General features: G+C 69.7%; 15 protein-coding genes. 6 read left to right on the top strand and 9 right to left on the bottom strand.

The features are described from left to right. Positions 1–2 precede the first annotated feature (2 nt). Positions 3–620, top strand: a complete 618-nt coding sequence (locus tag KF689_10060; protein MBX3133715.1) for a hypothetical protein — start codon at positions 3–5, stop codon at positions 618–620. Positions 621–645: 25 nt separating this feature from the next. On the opposite strand, the gene KF689_10055 is transcribed toward KF689_10060, so the two are convergent. Continuing rightward, the gene (locus tag KF689_10055) at positions 646–2,223 is read right to left on the bottom strand and encodes a YdiU family protein (GenBank protein MBX3133714.1); all 1,578 of its coding nucleotides are present in this window, start codon (positions 2,221–2,223) and stop codon (positions 646–648) included. Between the two features lie 73 nt (positions 2,224–2,296). Between KF689_10055 and KF689_10050 the strand changes: the two genes are divergently transcribed. Next, the gene (locus KF689_10050) at positions 2,297–3,445 is read left to right on the top strand and encodes a hypothetical protein (GenBank protein MBX3133713.1); all 1,149 of its coding nucleotides are present in this window, start codon (positions 2,297–2,299) and stop codon (positions 3,443–3,445) included. Here the strand turns inward: KF689_10050 and KF689_10045 are convergent. The 5 genes from KF689_10045 to KF689_10025 are packed head-to-tail and all read right to left on the bottom strand — an operon-like array spanning position 3,442 to position 7,337. Next, positions 3,442–4,623: a 6-bladed beta-propeller gene (locus tag KF689_10045; protein MBX3133712.1), complete on the bottom strand. Its 1,182-nt coding sequence runs from the start codon at positions 4,621–4,623 to the stop codon at positions 3,442–3,444. The two genes, KF689_10050 and KF689_10045, sit on opposite strands and share 4 nt — an antisense overlap. Then, on the bottom strand, positions 4,620–5,072 hold the full coding sequence (locus KF689_10040; protein ID MBX3133711.1) for an MOSC domain-containing protein: 453 nt from the start codon (positions 5,070–5,072) through the stop codon (positions 4,620–4,622). The genes KF689_10045 and KF689_10040 overlap by 4 nt, the downstream gene beginning before the upstream one ends. Then, on the bottom strand, positions 5,072–5,857 hold the full coding sequence (locus tag KF689_10035) for a 1,4-dihydroxy-6-naphthoate synthase (GenBank protein MBX3133710.1): 786 nt from the start codon (positions 5,855–5,857) through the stop codon (positions 5,072–5,074). Before KF689_10035 ends, KF689_10040 begins: the two co-directional genes overlap by 1 nt. Further along, complete coding sequence (locus KF689_10030) at positions 5,845–6,417, bottom strand: hypothetical protein (GenBank protein MBX3133709.1); 573 nt, start codon at positions 6,415–6,417, stop codon at positions 5,845–5,847. Before KF689_10030 ends, KF689_10035 begins: the two co-directional genes overlap by 13 nt. Before the next feature lie 26 nt (positions 6,418–6,443). After that, a complete protein-coding gene (locus tag KF689_10025; GenBank protein MBX3133708.1) occupies positions 6,444–7,337 on the bottom strand; it encodes an alpha/beta hydrolase in 894 nt (297 codons plus the stop codon). Between the two features lie 52 nt (positions 7,338–7,389). On the opposite strand from KF689_10025, the gene KF689_10020 reads away from it, so the two are divergent. After that, complete coding sequence (locus KF689_10020) at positions 7,390–8,979, top strand: beta-lactamase family protein (GenBank protein MBX3133707.1); 1,590 nt, start codon at positions 7,390–7,392, stop codon at positions 8,977–8,979. A 23-nt stretch (positions 8,980–9,002) separates the two neighbouring features. Here KF689_10020 and KF689_10015 read toward each other — a convergent pair whose 3' ends face one another. Both KF689_10015 and KF689_10010 read right to left on the bottom strand, forming a co-directional pair. Beyond that, entirely contained in the window at positions 9,003–10,457 is a 1,455-nt protein-coding gene (locus tag KF689_10015; GenBank protein ID MBX3133706.1) for a thermonuclease family protein, read from the bottom strand. Beyond that, complete coding sequence (locus tag KF689_10010) at positions 10,454–11,035, bottom strand: hypothetical protein (protein MBX3133705.1); 582 nt, start codon at positions 11,033–11,035, stop codon at positions 10,454–10,456. Before KF689_10010 ends, KF689_10015 begins: the two co-directional genes overlap by 4 nt. Before the next feature lie 290 nt (positions 11,036–11,325). Here KF689_10010 and KF689_10005 point away from each other — a divergent pair, with 290 nt between their 5' ends. Genes KF689_10005 through KF689_09995 form a run of 3 tightly spaced genes read left to right on the top strand, consistent with a single transcriptional unit; the run spans position 11,326 to position 13,860 of the window. Then, on the top strand, positions 11,326–11,748 hold the full coding sequence (locus tag KF689_10005) for an FKBP-type peptidyl-prolyl cis-trans isomerase (GenBank protein ID MBX3133704.1): 423 nt from the start codon (positions 11,326–11,328) through the stop codon (positions 11,746–11,748). Positions 11,749–11,758: 10 nt separating this feature from the next. Beyond that, on the top strand, positions 11,759–12,409 hold the full coding sequence (locus KF689_10000) for a hypothetical protein (GenBank protein MBX3133703.1): 651 nt from the start codon (positions 11,759–11,761) through the stop codon (positions 12,407–12,409). After that, positions 12,406–13,860, top strand: a complete 1,455-nt coding sequence (locus KF689_09995) for a 1-acyl-sn-glycerol-3-phosphate acyltransferase (GenBank protein MBX3133702.1) — start codon at positions 12,406–12,408, stop codon at positions 13,858–13,860. The genes KF689_10000 and KF689_09995 overlap by 4 nt, the downstream gene beginning before the upstream one ends. 4 nt (positions 13,861–13,864) lie before the next feature. On the opposite strand, the gene KF689_09990 is transcribed toward KF689_09995, so the two are convergent. Continuing rightward, the gene (locus KF689_09990) at positions 13,865–16,522 is read right to left on the bottom strand and encodes a carbohydrate binding family 9 domain-containing protein (protein ID MBX3133701.1); all 2,658 of its coding nucleotides are present in this window, start codon (positions 16,520–16,522) and stop codon (positions 13,865–13,867) included. Position 16,523 lies beyond the last annotated feature (1 nt).

Here is a 16,523-nt window from a genome sequence, read left to right as displayed (position 1 = left end):
CAATGCATCGCACGTCCTCGCGCGCCGGTCTTGCGGCGCTGTTCGCTGCCATCCTGCTCGTCCCTGCCGTTCCCGCGCAGGCTCAGGACGAGACGCTCCTCGGTGATTCCCCCGCCTCCGTCGGAGGCTTCGGCGGCCCGATCTTCCGGGTCACCCAGATTGCCGGCGAGACGATGGTGCTCAATGGCGGCGGCGGCGCCGCGGTGTTCAACCGCCGGCTGGCCTTCGGCGGGATGGGAATCAAGGGAACGGCCAACGTGGACGCAATCCTCGAAGGCGTCCCCCAGCGCGGCGAGATGGATTTCGCGTATGGCGGATTCACCATCGAGTACATCACCCGGCCGTCCAAGCTCGTCCACGCGACCTACGGCCTCCTGCTCGGCGGCGGCGGCATCTCGGTCTGGCCGGATGACTCGCGCCCGCGCAATACGAAGGATTCCACCACGGTCTTTGGGCTGACCGAGCCGCAGGTCGGCGTGCAGCTCAACGTGACGCGCTGGATGCGCATCGGGACCACGGTCGGCTATCGCATTGCGTTCGGCGCCGACGTGCCGAAGCTGGCCAACGGGCAGCTGCACGGTCCGAGCGCCACCCTGCTCCTGCGCTTCGGCAGCTTCTAGCGCGTCGGGCGGGCGGTCCGCCGCCTCAGGAGCTGCAGGACAGCATCGAGCACCCCGCGCGGTTGCGGGCCCAGTCGGGGCGCTTGGCAGCGAATGCCTCGCGCCCCGGTTGGGCATCGTAGGGGCGCCGCATCGTCTCCAACAGTTCGTGTACCATCGTCGCGTCGCCGGCGGTCGCGCGATCGATGGCCTGTTGCGCCAGGTAGTTGCGCAGGATGAAGCGCGGGTTAACGCGCTCCATCGCCGCGCGCACTTCGGCGCTGGCGTTGCCTGGCGCGGAGCGCGCCGCGTGCCACTCGCGCAGCCAGGCAGCCAAGGCGGGCGCGGCAGCATCGCGCTTGGTGGCGTCGTAGAACAGGTCGCCAAGTGCAGCGATCGCCGCGACGTCGTCCGCCGGAGCTTCGCCCGTCCAGTCGGTGAGTGCGCGGAAGAACAGCGTGTGGTCGCCCTCCGCCTCGTTCAGCAGCGCCAGCCCTCGCTGAGCCAGTTCCTCGTGCACGGCGTCGAACTGCGCGAACCCGAACTTCGCCGCCAACATCTGGCGATACTCGGCGTTGAAGCGATCAACATACGCACCAAGCCCGGCGCGGAGCGGTTCGACGTCCGCGAACAGCGGCTGCAGGGCATCGGCGAGGCGCTCGAGGTTCCACTGGGCGATTGCCGGTTGCTGCGCATAACGATAGCGCCGCCCCATCGCGTCCGTGGTGTTCGGCGTCCAGTGCGGATCGAAGTCGTCGAGGAATCCATACGGGCCGTAGTCGATCGTCAGCCCAAGGATGCTCATATTGTCGGTGTTCATCACGCCGTGCACGAACCCCACCCGCATCCAGTGCACAATCATCGTCGCCGTGCGGGTGCAGACCTCGCGGAACCACTGCGCGTAGCGCTCTGGGTCAGCCGCGTCGATCTGGGGGAAGTCCCGCGCGATCGCGAAGTCCGCCAGCTGGCGCAGCAGCGTCTCCTCGCCACGCGCCGTCGCGATCTCGAAGTTGCCGAAGCGGATGAAGCTCGGCGCCACCCGGCAGACAACTGCACCCGGCTCGAGCTGCGCATTGCCGTCGTAGAACATATCGCGCAGCACCTGCTCGCCCGTCAGCACCACCGACAGCGCCCGCGTGGTCGGGATGTCAAGGTGATGCATTGCCTCGGAGCACAGGAACTCGCGGATGGACGAACGCAGCACCGCGCGGCCGTCGGCGGTCCGCGAGTACGGCGTGAGACCGGCGCCCTTGAGCTGCAGTTCCCACCGCTCGCCGCGCGCATTGATGACCTCGCCGAGCGAGATGGCGCGGCCGTCGCCGAGCTGGCCGGCCCAGTGGCCGAACTGATGGCCGCCGTAGCAGGCGGCGAAGGGCTCCATTCCGCTCAGCAGCGCGTTGCCGCCGAAGACCTCGGCGAAGCGCGGGGACTCGTGATGGTTCGGGCCGAAGCCGACGAGGGCGGCCACTTCGCGTGCGTGCGCAAGCAGCGTCGGCGCGGCCACCGGGGTCGGTCGCACGGCGCTCCACGCGGCGCCGAGCACCTGGCGGCGCTCGTTGCTGGTGAGCGGGTCGCCGGGGAGCTCGCGGACGAAGCGGTTATCGAAGGTGAGCTGGACGGTCACTGGAACTGAAGGATACTTTGTGGCTCGTCCGCGCGCCCCTGACTCTCATTAGGGACCTCCACTCGGATCCACAATGCACCGACCCGCGACGGCACTGGCGTTAATCGCACTCCCCGCAGCCCTCTCCGCGCAGTTCCGCGTGGACCCAGCGCCGCTCCTCACCGTTCCCGCCACCACCGACGCCGGCGACCTCCGCTTCGCCACCGCCGCTTGGGCCACGCGACTCTCCTCCGGCGAGATCGCCGTCGCCGACTTTGCCGGCTCAAGCGTGCGCATCCTCGGAAGCGACGGCGCGCTCAAGCGTACCCTTGGCAGAAGCGGAGCTGGCCCCGGTGAGTATCGCCTGCCGGTGTGGGTCGGCCGCTGCAACGCCGATTCGCTGTACGTCTGGGACGCGTCGGCGCGCCTCACCGCCTACTCGGCGGCTGCGACCGCTGCCGAATCGTCGGCTACGCGCACGGTCACTGAGGGTGCGAACTCGCTGGTGGCGGCGTGCTCACCCGCGGGGAGCGTCGCACTGGTCAGCGGAATGCAGCCGCGTCGCGACCTTCCGCCCGTACTCAGCGGAGAATCGCGAAACGGCGGGCAGTACAACGTGGTGCAGATGAGCGCCGCGCTCGTCGCGGTGGATGGCCAGGGACCGGTGCGCCGCGTGCGCGAGTCCATCTCGCAGGGACAGTGGGTGCTCGGCCGGCTCTCGCCGCAGGGGGGAATGGGTGGCGTGCCGCGTCCGCTGGCGCCAACGATGGTATTCACGTATGCGGGGGCGACGCTGATTGTCGCTGACGGCGCCTCGGGCGAGGTGACGGGATACGCGCCGGGCGGCAGCACGGCCCTGTCGTTCTCCGCTGCCTCGGCGCCGCGCCGCCCGACGGCGGCCGACTATGCTCGGGCCGTCGGCTCCGCTGTCGCCATCGCGCCGTCGCAGATTCGCGAAGCCGCGAGCGACTTCCTCCGCGGCATTCCGCTTCCGGAGCAAATGCCGCACTTCTGGCGCGTGCTCGCGGATCCGTCAGGACTGCTCTGGTTCGTCGTGTCGCCGGATGGCGCGGCGGAGACGCAGTTCCGGGTGTACGCTGCCAGCGGCGCGCTCGTCGGGGAGCTGCGCGTCGAGGGAGGCTTCGTGCCCTTCGAGGTCGGCGCGGACTACCTGCTGGGCAAGCGGGAGAACGCCGACGGCGAGGATGAGATCGTCCTGCTGCGGCTGACGCGCACGCGCTAGCGCGCCCGCCCGAAGCGCAGGACGGTCATCGCCTCGGTCTCCGCATCGCTGCCGATCGCCGCGACCGCGTCCAACGTGAGCGCCGGCGTGATGCCGGGCAGCACGTACGCGGGCAACTCGACGACAGTCTTGAACCGCCCGTCGGCCTCAAACACATCGAACACCGTGCGGCGGTGGCCGTTCGGCACCCACCGCCGCACCCACACGAATCCGTCCGGCGCGGCGAAGACGTCAATGATCGGCGGATACGTCTCCGGCAGGCGCAGCGCCCAGACTTCGTCCGGAACACCGGAGATCTGTGCGCGAGGGATGGTCGAGATGGAGTCGAGGCGTTGGCGCAGGGCCGCGAGTGAGTCGCGACGTTCGCTCGCTGGGATCCTGATGGGTGCCTCCGTGCGCCGAAACTCGCGCAGCACTCGGCCGCTGCGGTCCACTTCGCGGATCAGGTACTCCTGACCGCTGGTGTAGAGCACCGTGCCTCGCGGGGTGACGTCCCAGCGCGGGAGCCCGTGGAACGGCACGTGGTTCAGTCCAGGCAAGATGCGTCCACCGCTCGCCGAGAGTCGGACGGACGCCCAACCCGGCGCCGCGCCCTCCACCACCGGCACCGCGATGGAGTCCACGCGTTCGCCCGCGACGCTAAAGATCCACCACTGCCCCATCCGCTGCGAGCGGTCGCCGGAGTTGAAGCTCGGGTAGTGCAGCCGTCCTTGGGCATCGAATCGCGACGCCAGCGTGGACATCCAGTCGTTCATCGCGCCGCCGAAGTAGCGCGTTTCGTAGCGGCTGAGTCGCCGCGTCGTCGGGTCCGCCCCCAGCCGCGTCACGTTCCCCTGGTCGCGCACATACAGCTTGCCGTCCGGTCCGATCGCGATGCCCGTCGGGGCCTGGTACTCCCCCGGTCCCTGACCGCGTCGGCCGATGCCTGGCATCGAACGCCCGCGCGAGTCGAACACCCAGAGCTTGTTCTCCGTGCGGTCGGAGACGTACACGATGCCGTTCGCGTCCATCGCGATGCCGGAGAGTTGGCCCAGCGAGTCAGCGGTCTCGTGCTCACCTTCGGTCACGGACCATAGCAACGCGAGCTTGACGGTATCGGCGCGTTGCGCGGCCAACGGGGTCGTGAGCAGCGCGGCGGCAAGCGGTGTCGCGGCAACGAGCGCGAGACGGTGCATCATTCCTCCAGTGTGGACTCCCATTCGACAACATCTCCTACCCGAATGGTTCCCCCCGCGATCACCTGCGCGAAGGCCCCGCCTCCCCAATGTGGCGCGAGCCTGTCCCGCAGGCCATCCTGCGCCTCGTCCATTCGCTCGCAGGGCGTGGTGTGGCCACCGATGCGCACCCGCGCGACGCCGATCCGAAGCACGCGGTCGCGTGTCTCTTCCAGCCGAACCCCGCTGATCATCAGGTTGGCGCGTCGCGCGGCGTAGGGAATCGCCGCTTGCAACTCCTCCTGCACGCGGTCCCACACCTCGCGCTCGATGATGGTCACCTGGCGGCGTCGGCTCCGTCCCACGCTGCCGAGCAGTCCTTCACCGGCAATGAGTTCACCCACGTCAATCGCGTCCATCGGGCCGCGATGCGCGCGCTTCTGCCAGATCGCCTCGAGGCGCCCGCTGGCCATCAGCGCCCCGCCGCCACAAGCCGCTCGATGGCGCGCATCCCTTCATCGCCCACGTCCAACGACCATTCATTCACGTACAGCGCGATGTGCTGTGCACAGACCTCGTCGCTCATCTCCTGCGCGTGCGCGCGCACATACTCGGCGCTGGCCTGCGGATGGTCGAAGGCGTGCTGTACGCTTGCACGAATCGCTCGCTCAGCCGCCGCACGCGTCTCGGCGTCGAGGTCCGCTCGCGCGCAGATGCCGGCCAGCGGCACGGGCAGCGAGGTCTCACGTTCCCACCACTCGCCGAGGTCCTGCGCCCTGTGCAGCCCGTGTTCCTGGTAGGTGAAGCGGCTCTCGTGGATGATGAGGCCCGCATCCACCTCGCCGCCGGCGACGGCGCGGAGGATCTTGTCGTAGCGCATCTCCACCGTGTCGTGCAACTCCGGTGCCGCGAGCCGCAGCAAACGGAACGCCGTCGTCTCGCGTCCGGGTATCGCCACGCGGCCGCGCACGGCCTCGGTCAGCGGCATCGGCCCGCGCGTCACCACCAGCGGGCCCACGCCGTGGCCCAGCGCGGCGCCGCTGCGCAGCATCGTGTAGCGCTCGCCCACGGCGGCGAAGGCACCGACGCTGAGCTTGGTGAGGTCGAACTCCCCCTCGTGCGCGCGGCGGTTCAGTTCCTCGATGTCGAGCAGTACCGGCTCGATGCGAAACGGCGCATCCACGAGCCCGTGCGCCAGCGCGTGGAAGGCGAAGGTGTCGTTCGGGCAGGGAGAGTAGCCGAAGCTCAGCGTACGCACGCGGCGATCGCCTCCACCAGGCGCGGCGTGGCCGCGGTGATCGCCGCGAAGGCGTGATCGAAGTGCCAGCGGCTGCGGTCGGTCTCTTCGATCTCATTCGAGATGGCGCGCACCTCGATGGCCGGCACGCCGGCGAGCTGCGCGGCGCGCAGCACGGCGAAACCTTCCATCGCCTCGACATCCGTACCCACGCTGGCGCCGACGCGCGCCACCGTCGCAATCGGACGGGTCAAGGCATCGGGGAGCGTGCGTCTGGCCGCGCCGAGCAATCGCGCGTCGGGCACAAGTTCGTGTGGTGCGAACTGGGCTGGCACGCGCAGGTCTGTGTAGCGCGCCACTTCACCGATGACGAGCTGTGCCGGCCCGATGCCGCTGGCGCGTCGCGCGCCGGCAATGCCGACGTGCAGGATCGCTGCCGGGCGAAGGTCGGCCAGCGCGGCGGCCACGCGCACCGCCGCATCCACCGGCCCGACGCCACAGAGCAACGTCGGGCAGGGGAGTCCGTCCGCGAGTTCATCCGCGGTAGCGGCAACGACCAGCACATCGACGGCGGAGGCCATTGCTGGAAGCTAATCCGCGGCGGTGGCTATGGCGCCGGCGCCGCGGGCGTGAGCCACAGCCGCTGCAGGAAGCGCACTTGGTACTGCAAGGCGTTGGCGCGCGACTCAGGATCCGGCTTCGGGTTCGCCTCCTGGTCGCGGAGGTCGCTCGACAGCAGGTGCCCGAGTCCCACGTAGATGCGCAGGTCACAGGTCTGCCGGCGCCGCACGACGCCGAGGCAGAACCGCTGCGCGCTGGTGAGCGGCGTGACCGTATCCTCGTCGCCAGCGACGAGCACCGTGGGTGGCATCGTCTCGCGGATGTTCGCAACGGGTGAGAGATCCCGCGGCGTAGCACGACCGCGCAGCAGCCGCTCGAAGTGTGCATCGGCCTCGACGTCTACCGCCGGGGAGAGCAGCAACAGCGCATCGCCGCCGCGATCCGGCAGCGCGTCCGGGCAGCCTACGGTGGCGGTGCTCGCCGCGAGGTGCCCGCCGGCCGACACGCCGTAGAGCGCCACGCGCGACGAGTCCACGCCTAGCGAGTCGGCACTCAGTCGAGTCCACCGTAGGGCCGCGCACACGTCCGCGAGCGCCTCGATCGGCGTGCGCGTGCTGTCGCTCAGCCGGTACTGCACGGCGAAGGCCTCGAAGCCGCCCTCGGCGAACGCCGCGGCGGCGGGGTACACCCAGCTGGGATCGCCGTCCGTCCATCCGCCCCCGTGCAACAGCAGCACGGCGGGGACAGTTGCGCCCACCGAGTCGCGGGCGGGCGCGAAGCGGACCAGGTGCAGCGTGTCGCCGCCGACCACGGCGTAGGCGGCGCGATTCGTCGCGTCTGGCACCACCGGCGGTGCGGACCGCGCCTGGCAGGCGGCCAGCACGAGCGCCGAGGCGAGTGCGAGCCGCACAGCGCGCCGGGGCAGGGTGGGGTAGAGCATCGCTAGAATATCACGTCTGTCCGAGCGGGCGTCCACGTGCGAGAATATCCGGATGACCATCCGTTCGCTCGCACTCGCCGCGGCCATCGTCGCCGCCCTCGCAGAGCCGGCCGCCGCACAGCAGCCCGCCCTCAGCTCCATCGCCCCACCGGCGCGCTTCAGCGATCCCGCGCGCCTCGCGAAGCTGCGATCGGCCTTGCCCGCCATCGATTCCCTGATGCAGGTCTTCGTCACGCAGCGCCGAGTCCCGGGCTACGCCTACGGTATCGTCGTCGACGGCCAGCTCATCCACGTCGTTGCCGGCGGCCGCAGCAACCTGGAGCGGGGCACGCGCGTCGACACCGCCAGCGTCTTTCGCATCGCGTCGATGAGCAAGAGCTTCGCCGCGCTCGCCATTCTGCAGCTGCGCGACGAGGGGAAGCTGGACCTCGACGCGCCCGCCGAACGCTACGTGCCGGAGCTCTCAGGCCTCCGCTACGCAACCAGTGACGCACCGCGCATCACCGTGCGCCATCTCCTCACGCACTCGGCCGGCTTCCCTGAGGACAACCCCTGGGGCGACCAGCAACTTGATGCCACCGAGGACGCCTTCAGTGCGATGATGCGCGGTGGGATCCCCTTCTCGAACGCGCCCGGCACCGCGTACGAGTATTCCAACTACGGCTTCGCCATCCTCGGCCGCATCGTCAGCAATGTCTCTGGCCGCCCGTACGCCACATACCTGCGCGAGCGCATTCTGCTGCCGCTGGGGATGACGTCCACGACGCTGCAGTCGACCGATGTGGATCCGGCGCGGCTCGCGCTCGGCTATCGCCTGCAGGACGGCGAGTGGTTGCTCGAGCTCCCGCTGCCCGACGGCGCCTTCGGCGTGATGGGCGGGATGCTCACGACACCGGCCGACCTCGCGAGATGGGTCGCCTATATGCTCGATGCTTGGCCGGCGCGTGACGGGGCTGAGCAGGGGCCGGTGCGTCGCGCGTCCGTGCGCGAGATGCAGCAGATCCATCGCTACGCAGGGGCATCGGTGGACGCGCGTGGCGCGTCGCCCGTGCTGAACGCCGGCGGTTACGGCTACGGGCTGCGCGTGGCGCAGAACTGCGACTTCCGCATCGCCGTCTCGCACACCGGCGGCTTGCCCGGCTATGGCTCTATAATGAAGTGGCTTCCCGAGCACGGCGTCGGCATCATCGCGCTGGGCAGCCTGACCTACACTGGCTGGACGCCGATCGTGGACCAAGCCTTCGAGCTGCTGCTGCGCAGCGGCGGCCTCGAGCCGCGGAGTCCGCAGCCGGCGCCGGTGCTGCTGACGCGGCAGTCGCAGGTCACGCGGCTCGTCAACGTCTGGTCACAGCCACTCGCCGATTCGCTCGCGGCGATGAACCTGTTCCGCGACGAACCGGCGCCGCGCCGTGCGGCACAGATCGCGGCGCTCCGCGATGCCGCCGGCGGGAGCTGCCGTCCGGAAGGCGCGATGGTGGCCGAGAATGCGCTGCGCGGCGAGTGGCGCCTCCGTTGCGCGAGCGGCGATCTTCGGGTGCGCATCACGCTCGCACCGACCGAACCGGCGCAGGTGCAGCACCTGAGCGTCGCTGCGATGCCGCGCGAGGCGGCGCTGGGGCCGCCGCGAGTGTGTCGGCCTTAGAGTTCGCCGCGGCGACGGTCGCGCTACTCGCAGCGCCCGCGACGGTGGTCTGCGGGTGAACACTCAAACGCACTCGTTGCCCAGAGGCCCCGCTTGGCCTCCTTGGCTTCGCGGAGCAGCGCGCGGTAGCCGTCCACGTGGCGCACATTCGGCGGATACACGCTCACCTCAGCGAAGCCTTCCTGCAGCAACAACTCGTTGAGCGTCGTCCCATCCGGGAGCCGCACGTACGCCAGTGTGCGCCCGTAGGGGTCACGCTCCTGCACATCGAGCTCCAACGTGACCGCCGTGCCACGTGGCACTCGTGACTCCACGAATGCCTTGGCCTGCGGTCCGAACGGACGCTGGCTGAGCTCCGGCGTACCCACGAGCAACAGCCGCACGCTCCGCCCACCTCGGCAGACGATCGTATCGCCATCAACCACGCGTTCGAGCACGCAGGGCAGCTCGCGCCCGCCTGACGGACTGCGTTCGATCGGCGCAGGTGTCGCACGCGGCGCAGTCTCTCGGGGCGCCCCGCTGCCCGCGCTGGGCCCGGCGCATCCAGCCGTTCCCGACACGCGGTACCCCGCCGCTTCCGCAGCCTCCCGCGTCGCGTAGAATCGCAGGTTCGCACGCGCGAGCCGGCGCCAGGCATTGCAGCCGACCCAGTAGTACACCTGCCCACGGCTCGACGCGACATACTCCATTCCCGCGGGAACGGCGACCTCCGCCGAGGGCGCTGGGCGCTGGGCCTGCGCCTCTGGCGCTACGCCTCCAAGCGACAGCACGAGCAGGACCGCAGCCGCTCCACGGCTGAACGAGCGCCACGCCATATAGACCGCGCCCGGCACGATCACGAACGCCAGCTTGAACAGACCCGTCAGCGCGATCAAGCCTGCGCCGGCCGCGACGCCGAGCCCGCCCGCAAGCGCGATAAACACGATGGCCAGCGATCGGCCATACCACGTGCGATAGAAACTCGGACGCCGGCGTGCCGCGGCGAGCGCCGGAGTTCCCGCGCCCAGGCCCTCCGCCGCCGATGTCAATCCGGCGAAGGCGTCGCGAAACCGCGCGAAACCCTCCGCCTCCTGTCGCGACGTCACGATCCAGCGCACTCCATCGCGAAAGTCCAGCTCAAGGTACTCATACTGTTGCAGCGAGCGACCCAGTTCGCGGTCCTGCTTCCACGCTGCGATGTCGCTGAGCGCGCGCGTCTCGCTCGTTGCCTGCCCGCTGAACGTCTGGAACTCGCGTGACACGGTCGAGGGTCCGAGTGTGTATGTCGCCGTGCCGGCCTTCCGCTGCAGCGTCCAGGCCAGCACTCCAACGAAGACCACTGCCGCAATCGGTGCGGGCACGCCGACGACCAGCGCCGCCATCATCGCGCCGAAGCCCCACATCGTCATCGTGAATACGCCACGCCCCTGCGAGCCGCCGAACACGCGGCAACGTACGCGCGCGAGTGCGCCCTCGCCGTGGCTCGGTGCCGTACTCACGCGCTAAGCCTGTAGCAGAGCCGGTCCAGCAGGTGGCCGACCGTCAACGAGTAGGCGCTCGCACCCACGGCGAGCGCCACCAAGCCGCCGAACATCATCAGCCAGCTCGAGGTGCTGCCGTGGATCGGCACGGTGCTGTTGCGGAACACCTCCACGAAGGCCAGCAGCGTCAACACCGCGACGACGGCGACGGCCATCAGCTTGCTGCGCAGCCGGATCGGCGGCCGCTCGCCGCGCACGGTGCGGAGCGCGAAGCCGAGCAGATACAGCAACAGCGAGAGTGTCGTCCAATACGACAGCGCCACGCGTCTGAACGCCGCGTCATCCACGACAAATGCGCCGGACGCATCCGTGTGTCCGATCGAACTGGGATCCGGCACGCCCGGGACGCGCTCGAGGAAACTCGTGAACCCGCTCACCAACGTCACGCCTTCTTCCTGGAAATTCACGAAGGCGAACGCCGCGAGAATCGTCCAGACGGCCGCCCAGGCGACGAGCATCGGGACGGTCTGCGACCAGCGCAGCAGTCCGAGGCCCTGCACGAGCAGCAGGCGGGAGAGCGATGGAGGGGTCTGCACGGCTCCCAACCTACGTCGGCCGGGTCCGCCCTGCCATCGGGTTCGGCCCCTCGGGCTGACCTTCGGATGTCCGCCGCAGGCTGGCTTTCCGGCGTCCCCCCTGAGCCATAGCTTCAGCGCTGAAGTCTTTCCCCTTCCGGAGCCCCCGCGTGGCGTCATCCCGCGCCGTCGTGCTGTTACTGCTCGTTCTCGCCACCGCCTGCATCCCGCGCGCTGCGACCGTGCCGGCCCCGCCGCCCGCGCCACGGTTCGCCGAGCCCATCCCGCCCACCGACCTCCCATCGCGTGCGCTGGTGGCGCTCGAGGCCATCGAGCTCGTCGTCGGCACGGGCGAGGAGGCCGCCTTCCAGCGCTGCGTCTACGCGCATTACACCGGTTGGCTCACTGACGGCACCAAGTTCGACTCCTCGCGCGACACCACGCCGCGCGGAACGCCGCGCGAGCCGATCGCGGTGCCACTGGGGTTCCGCCGCGTCATCCTCGGCTGGGACGTCGGCTTCGACGGGATGCGCGAAGGCGGCCAGCGCCGACTCATCATTCCGCAGCAGCTTGCCTACGGTCCGCTCGGACGGCCGCCGGTCATCCCACCCGCCGCGACACTGATCTTCGACGTCGAGCTCCTCGCCGTGCGCGATACGCTGCCACGTGTGCCTGGCGCGCCCGCTCCCGGCTGTGCGCCGTGGAGCGACGTCGCAGGCTTTGTCGCGCGATAAGGAGCACCCGATGCGCACCCACGAGCACAGCGGGCAGAGCAACGCGGAGCGCTTCGTCTCCGGCGGCGGGATGCACGGGATGATCACCGGCGTGCTCGGGCTGTTCTTCACAGTCCTGCTGCAAGCCAAGGGGCACGTGCCCAATCACCCACTGGTGACGCTTCTCGGTGGGGTGCTCGGTTTCGGCACCGGGTACGGCATTATGCGGATGCTGCACAAGAGTGGCACTGCCTTTGCCAACTCCGTGTACAGCCCCTCCGGCGACAGCACCGCGTACACGCCGACGTTCTCGCATATCGAGGCGCTCGAAATTCGCGGCGAACTCGACGGAGCCGCCCTCGCGTGGACAGATGCCGTGGCCGAGGCACCCGAGCACGCGATGACCATCGTGCGCGCGGCCGACTTCCACCTGCGCGCGCGCAAGGACGCCGAGGCTGCGATGCAGCACTATCTCCGCGCCCGCGCACTCGGCTCCGGCACGCCCGACCTGCGGCGCTACGTGCAGCAAAAGATCGTCGACCTCTACCTCGGCCAGCTGCGCGACGAGGGGCGTGCGATGGTCGAGCTCCGACGATTGATCGACGGCTTCCCGGGAACGCGCGAGGCCGAAGGCGCGCGCGAGGCACTGGCTGCACTGAAGGCGAGGCGCAGCGAGGCGTGAGCACCTCGGCGCGGGCATTGCTCTGGGTCAGTGCCCTCGCCCTGCTGGCGGCGCTTGCCACCGCAATGTGGCGCCGCTGGACCGCGAAGGCCGCGCGCCGCGCGCTGCTGCGCTTCCGCGCCCGCGTCGACCGCTTCAAGCTCACCGGCAAGCGCTACATCGTGCAGGCGCTGCTCGCCGACGAGCACATCGCGCAGGCGGTGGCGGCCCACGCCGAGGAGCACGGACGTCCGCGCGCCGAGGTGTGGCGCAAGGTCGAGCGCTATCTCGACGAGATCGTCCCGGCCTTCAACCTCTTTATGTACTACCAGTTCGGCTACGGCATCGCCAAGGCCGCGCTGGGCCTGTTCTTCAAGACGACGGTCAAAATCCGTAACCCTGAAGTCTTCGAGCGACTCCCGCGCGAGAGCATCGTCATCTACCTGCTCAACCACCGCTCCAACGCGGACTATGTGCTGGCCTCGTACGCGTTGGCTGGGCAGGTCGCAATCTCCTACGCCGTGGGCGAGTGGGCCCGCGTGTTTCCGCTCGAGTATCTGTTCAAGAGCTTCGGCTCGTACTTCATCCGTCGTCGCTACCGCGAGCCGCTGTATCACACGGTGCTCGAGCGCTACGTGCAGCTCATCACGCGCAACGGCGTTACACAGGGCCTGTTTCCCGAGGGCGGCCTCTCGCGCGACGGTCGCCTGCGGCCGGCCAAGATCGGGATGCTCGACTATCTCATCGGCACGGCGCGTGAGCCGGGTTTCGCCGAGCGCCTCTACGTGGTGCCGGTGGGCCTCAACTACGATCGCGTGCTGGAGGATCGCTCGCTGCTGCGCGAACTCCGCACCAACGAGGGCGTGCCCGCGCCCTCGCGGCTCGCGCAGTTCCGCGAGGTGGTCAACTTCGCCGTGTGCAGCTTTGGCCGGATGGGCACCGGGCGCTGGAAGCGCTACGGCCGCGCCGCCGTCGTCATCGGCGAGCCGGTGCCGCTGGCGCCCTGGCTCGCGCGTCTCGCCGACGAGGGAGCTCCGCTGTTCGAGCGCGAGCGTCCCGAACGCCTCGCCGCCGTGCAGTCGTTCTGCGACGAGATGATGCAGCGCATCGGCGCCATCATGCCGGTGACGGCCGTGCCGCTGGTCTGCGCCGCGCTCCAGACCTTCGACGCGGAGATCGTCCCCGAGGCGGCCCTCTTGGCGCGCATCGAGGAGTTGCGCGACGTGCTGGTCGCCGCGGGGGCCGAGCTCGTGGAACCGCAGCGCGAGGGCGCCGAGTCGTTCGAACGCGCCTATCGGATGCTCAAGATGCGCCGCGTCTTGCTCAAGCAGGGCGACAGCTATGTCATTCTGCCACGTGGGCGTGAACTGATCTCGTATTACGCCAACGGTGTCGCGCAGGTCTGCGGTGCGTACGAGCAGCGCGTGCGCGGCCAGAACGCGCTGCCGGTGGACACCTTTATCGGCACCTAGGCGCCTAGCGCCCGAGCCACCACGCGAGCTTCACCAGGAACACGTTCCGCGAGGGTTCACTCAGCAGGCTGCCCAGCTGGCCCGCCGCGTTCAGATCCGCGTCGCCGGCGATGAAGGCATCGCGCGTCTGCTGCCACACGAAGAACACCGTCGAGCCCGGCCTGAGCTCCCAGCGCAGCACCGCGTTGCCGCGCAACTCGCGCGCCGTGTAGTCCCGCTCGGCGAAGCTGAACGACGGTGCCGGGCCTGCTCCGTCTGGGTCGACCGTCACCGTACTGCCGTCGCGCGTCACCGTGCCTTGGTCGGCGCCATACACCGCGAAGCGGAAGCGCCGAGGTTCGAGGAACTCCTTGTAGCGTTCGAAGCGCCCCGCCGAGGCGAAGGGCTGCAGGAACAGCTGCAGCGACACGTACGGCGAGAAGGTCCAGTCGAGCCGCGTGTTGAGCCGCGCCTCGCGCTGGCGCACGTCGGCGAACACGTAGCGACTGCCGTAGGTGTCGGTTGCCAGCGCGTCCGTGCGCACGGTGACGTACTGGTCCACAATCTGGTTGAACGAGAACTCTGGCTCCACCCGCAGGCGAAGCGCCGGCTGCGGGCGCCAGTCGAACTCCACGCCGACGCCACGGCTGCGCCGACCGGCGCGGTCCACCGCCACCCCGACACCGGCGCCGATGATGAGCGGCCGCCGCCGGTCGCTGCGGGCGAAGAGCTCGCCGCGCGACGAGAGCGGACGCTCGGCGATGGGTCCGCCGCGCAGCAGCCGCTCGTTGTACTGGCCGGCTTCCACGTTGCCCTCGATGCCGACGGTCCAGAAGTTGTGGAACTGCACTTCGCTAAAGGACGCGAGCCGTCGCTCGATGTTGTCGCCGCCGCCGGTCCACGAGAAGGTCGAGAAGACACCCGTGCTCCACGACTGCAACCGCCGTGTACGCTCCGGCTGCCGGAAGAACGTGCCCGTGCTCACCGACCGCAGGTCGGAGCGCGTCTGGAACCCGAGGTCGTTGGTCTCGAAGCCGGCATCGAGCTGTTCGGCGGTCACGGAGGCCGTGAGGCGACCGGAAGTCTTGGCCGCCGAGAGCGCGTAGTAGCCGCCGCGCAGTGCCGTGCGACTGTCGTCGTAGGTGAGATGGTCGGCGTCGGGCCGCTGGAAGGAGCGATAGTTGGCGCGCTGCAGCATCGCGATGGCCTCCGCCGTGCCCGTCACGTGGCTCTGCGACGCGACACCGCTCACGGTGTAGGCGCGTTCGCCGAAGGCGTGCTCGAAGTCCACGCCGCTCACGACGGCGCGCCGCGGCATCAACGCCATCAGCGCCGAGTCCCCCTGCGCGCGTTCCACCCAGGACCCGAACGCACCCACTGACGAGAAGCCCCCGCGCATCAGGCGCCGCACGCGCGTGACGTGCGAGTTCGTGAGTGGCTCCACGACGCCCTCCGTCGACGGCCCAACGCCGTCGCTACCGCGCCCGACCTCGTGTCCCGTCGTCGCGTGCAGCGAGCCGATCGCCCAGCCGCCGGGCGTGGTGCCGCTGAGCTTCACGGCGCCGAGGATGGGGGTTTGGTTCGGGATCTCGGTGAACGGGGCGTCGATGCGGCCGCGCGGGGCGCGACCGACGCGCCGCGTGTAGAAGAAGCTGGGCGCGTCGTTGTCGTTGAAGGTCGTCGTGCCACCGAAGCGGAAGGTGTCGAAATTCTCGAGGAAGAACGGGCGCCGCTCGGGGAAGAACACCTCGAACGCCGAGAGGTTGACGACCGCCGGGTCGGCTTCGACTTGCCCGAAGTCCGGGTTCACCGTCGCCGTCATCGACAGCGACTTCGGTAGTCGCGCGCGCACGTCGAGTCCCACTGCCACCTCTCCGCGGGCGTCGGCGTGGAAGGGGTTCCCCGGGTCCGGCGGCAACGTGTTGAGTTGACTGCGCGCGTAGGGAATCGCCTCCACTGGCAGGCTACGGCCCAGTGCGCCCAGCCCCGTCAGCGTGCCGAAGCGCGAGACGTCGCCCGGATAGGTCGGAGGGCGGGGGCTCCAGTACGAGCTCTCGCCATTGCGCGCGATTTCACGCAGGAAGTTGATGCCCCAGGTGCGGCTCGAATCGCCGACCGCGTAGCGGAGCTGCGACAGGGGGATCCGCATCTCCGCTGTCCAGCCCAGTGAGTCAACGCGGGCGGCGGACTGCCAGACCGCATCCCACTGCTCGTCGTAGTTGTTGTCATTGAAAACGTACCCGTCGCGCTGCACGCCGCGCGGGCTGATGGCGAACACGAAGGCCGTGCGGCGGTCGCCGTAGCTGTCGAAGCCTACGTAGACCCAGTCTGTAAACGTGTCGCCCACGTCGCGACGCGCGAGCTGCAGGCCGATGCTGTCCGGTGCCGTGTCGTAGAGGCGGAAGCCGACGTACACGTTGCTGCCGTCGAGCAGCACGCGCGCCTCGGCGCGTTGGCTCGCCGGGGCACCCGTGCGCGGCTGCGACTGCACCCAGTCGGTGGCGGGCTGCGCGCGCGCCCAGGCCGCCTCGTCCAACCGCCCGTCGATGACGATCTCCTCCGTGATCGGGAGGATCTGGAGCGTCGGGCGGGGCAGGGTGTCGCCTGCCACGGGTTGCTGGGCGGCGAGGGGCGCGGCCACAAGGGCCAGGGCGAGGGCGGTCGCGAGAATCGGGGGGCGCATT

The organism is Gemmatimonadaceae bacterium (assembly GCA_019637355.1).
Taxonomy (GTDB): domain Bacteria; phylum Gemmatimonadota; class Gemmatimonadetes; order Gemmatimonadales; family Gemmatimonadaceae; genus Pseudogemmatithrix.
The sequence above is the reverse complement of the archived record's forward strand: the minus strand, read 5'-3'. Positions and strand labels throughout refer to the sequence as shown.

Excerpts from the sequence above, each read along its gene's own strand:
- KF689_10050 (MBX3133713.1), top strand. The coding sequence starts at position 2,297 with ATGCACCGACCCGCGACGGCACTGGCGTTAATCGCACTCCCCGCAGCC.
- KF689_09990 (MBX3133701.1), bottom strand. The coding sequence starts at position 16,522 with ATGCGCCCCCCGATTCTCGCGACCGCCCTCGCCCTGGCCCTTGTGGCC.
- KF689_10025 (MBX3133708.1), bottom strand. The coding sequence starts at position 7,337 with ATGCTCTACCCCACCCTGCCCCGGCGCGCTGTGCGGCTCGCACTCGCC.
- KF689_10045 (MBX3133712.1), bottom strand. The coding sequence starts at position 4,623 with ATGATGCACCGTCTCGCGCTCGTTGCCGCGACACCGCTTGCCGCCGCG.
- KF689_10060 (MBX3133715.1), top strand. The coding sequence starts at position 3 with ATGCATCGCACGTCCTCGCGCGCCGGTCTTGCGGCGCTGTTCGCTGCC.
- KF689_10030 (MBX3133709.1), bottom strand. The coding sequence starts at position 6,417 with ATGGCCTCCGCCGTCGATGTGCTGGTCGTTGCCGCTACCGCGGATGAA.
- KF689_10020 (MBX3133707.1), top strand. The coding sequence starts at position 7,390 with ATGACCATCCGTTCGCTCGCACTCGCCGCGGCCATCGTCGCCGCCCTC.
- KF689_10000 (MBX3133703.1), top strand. The coding sequence starts at position 11,759 with ATGCGCACCCACGAGCACAGCGGGCAGAGCAACGCGGAGCGCTTCGTC.
- KF689_10040 (MBX3133711.1), bottom strand. The coding sequence starts at position 5,072 with ATGGCCAGCGGGCGCCTCGAGGCGATCTGGCAGAAGCGCGCGCATCGC.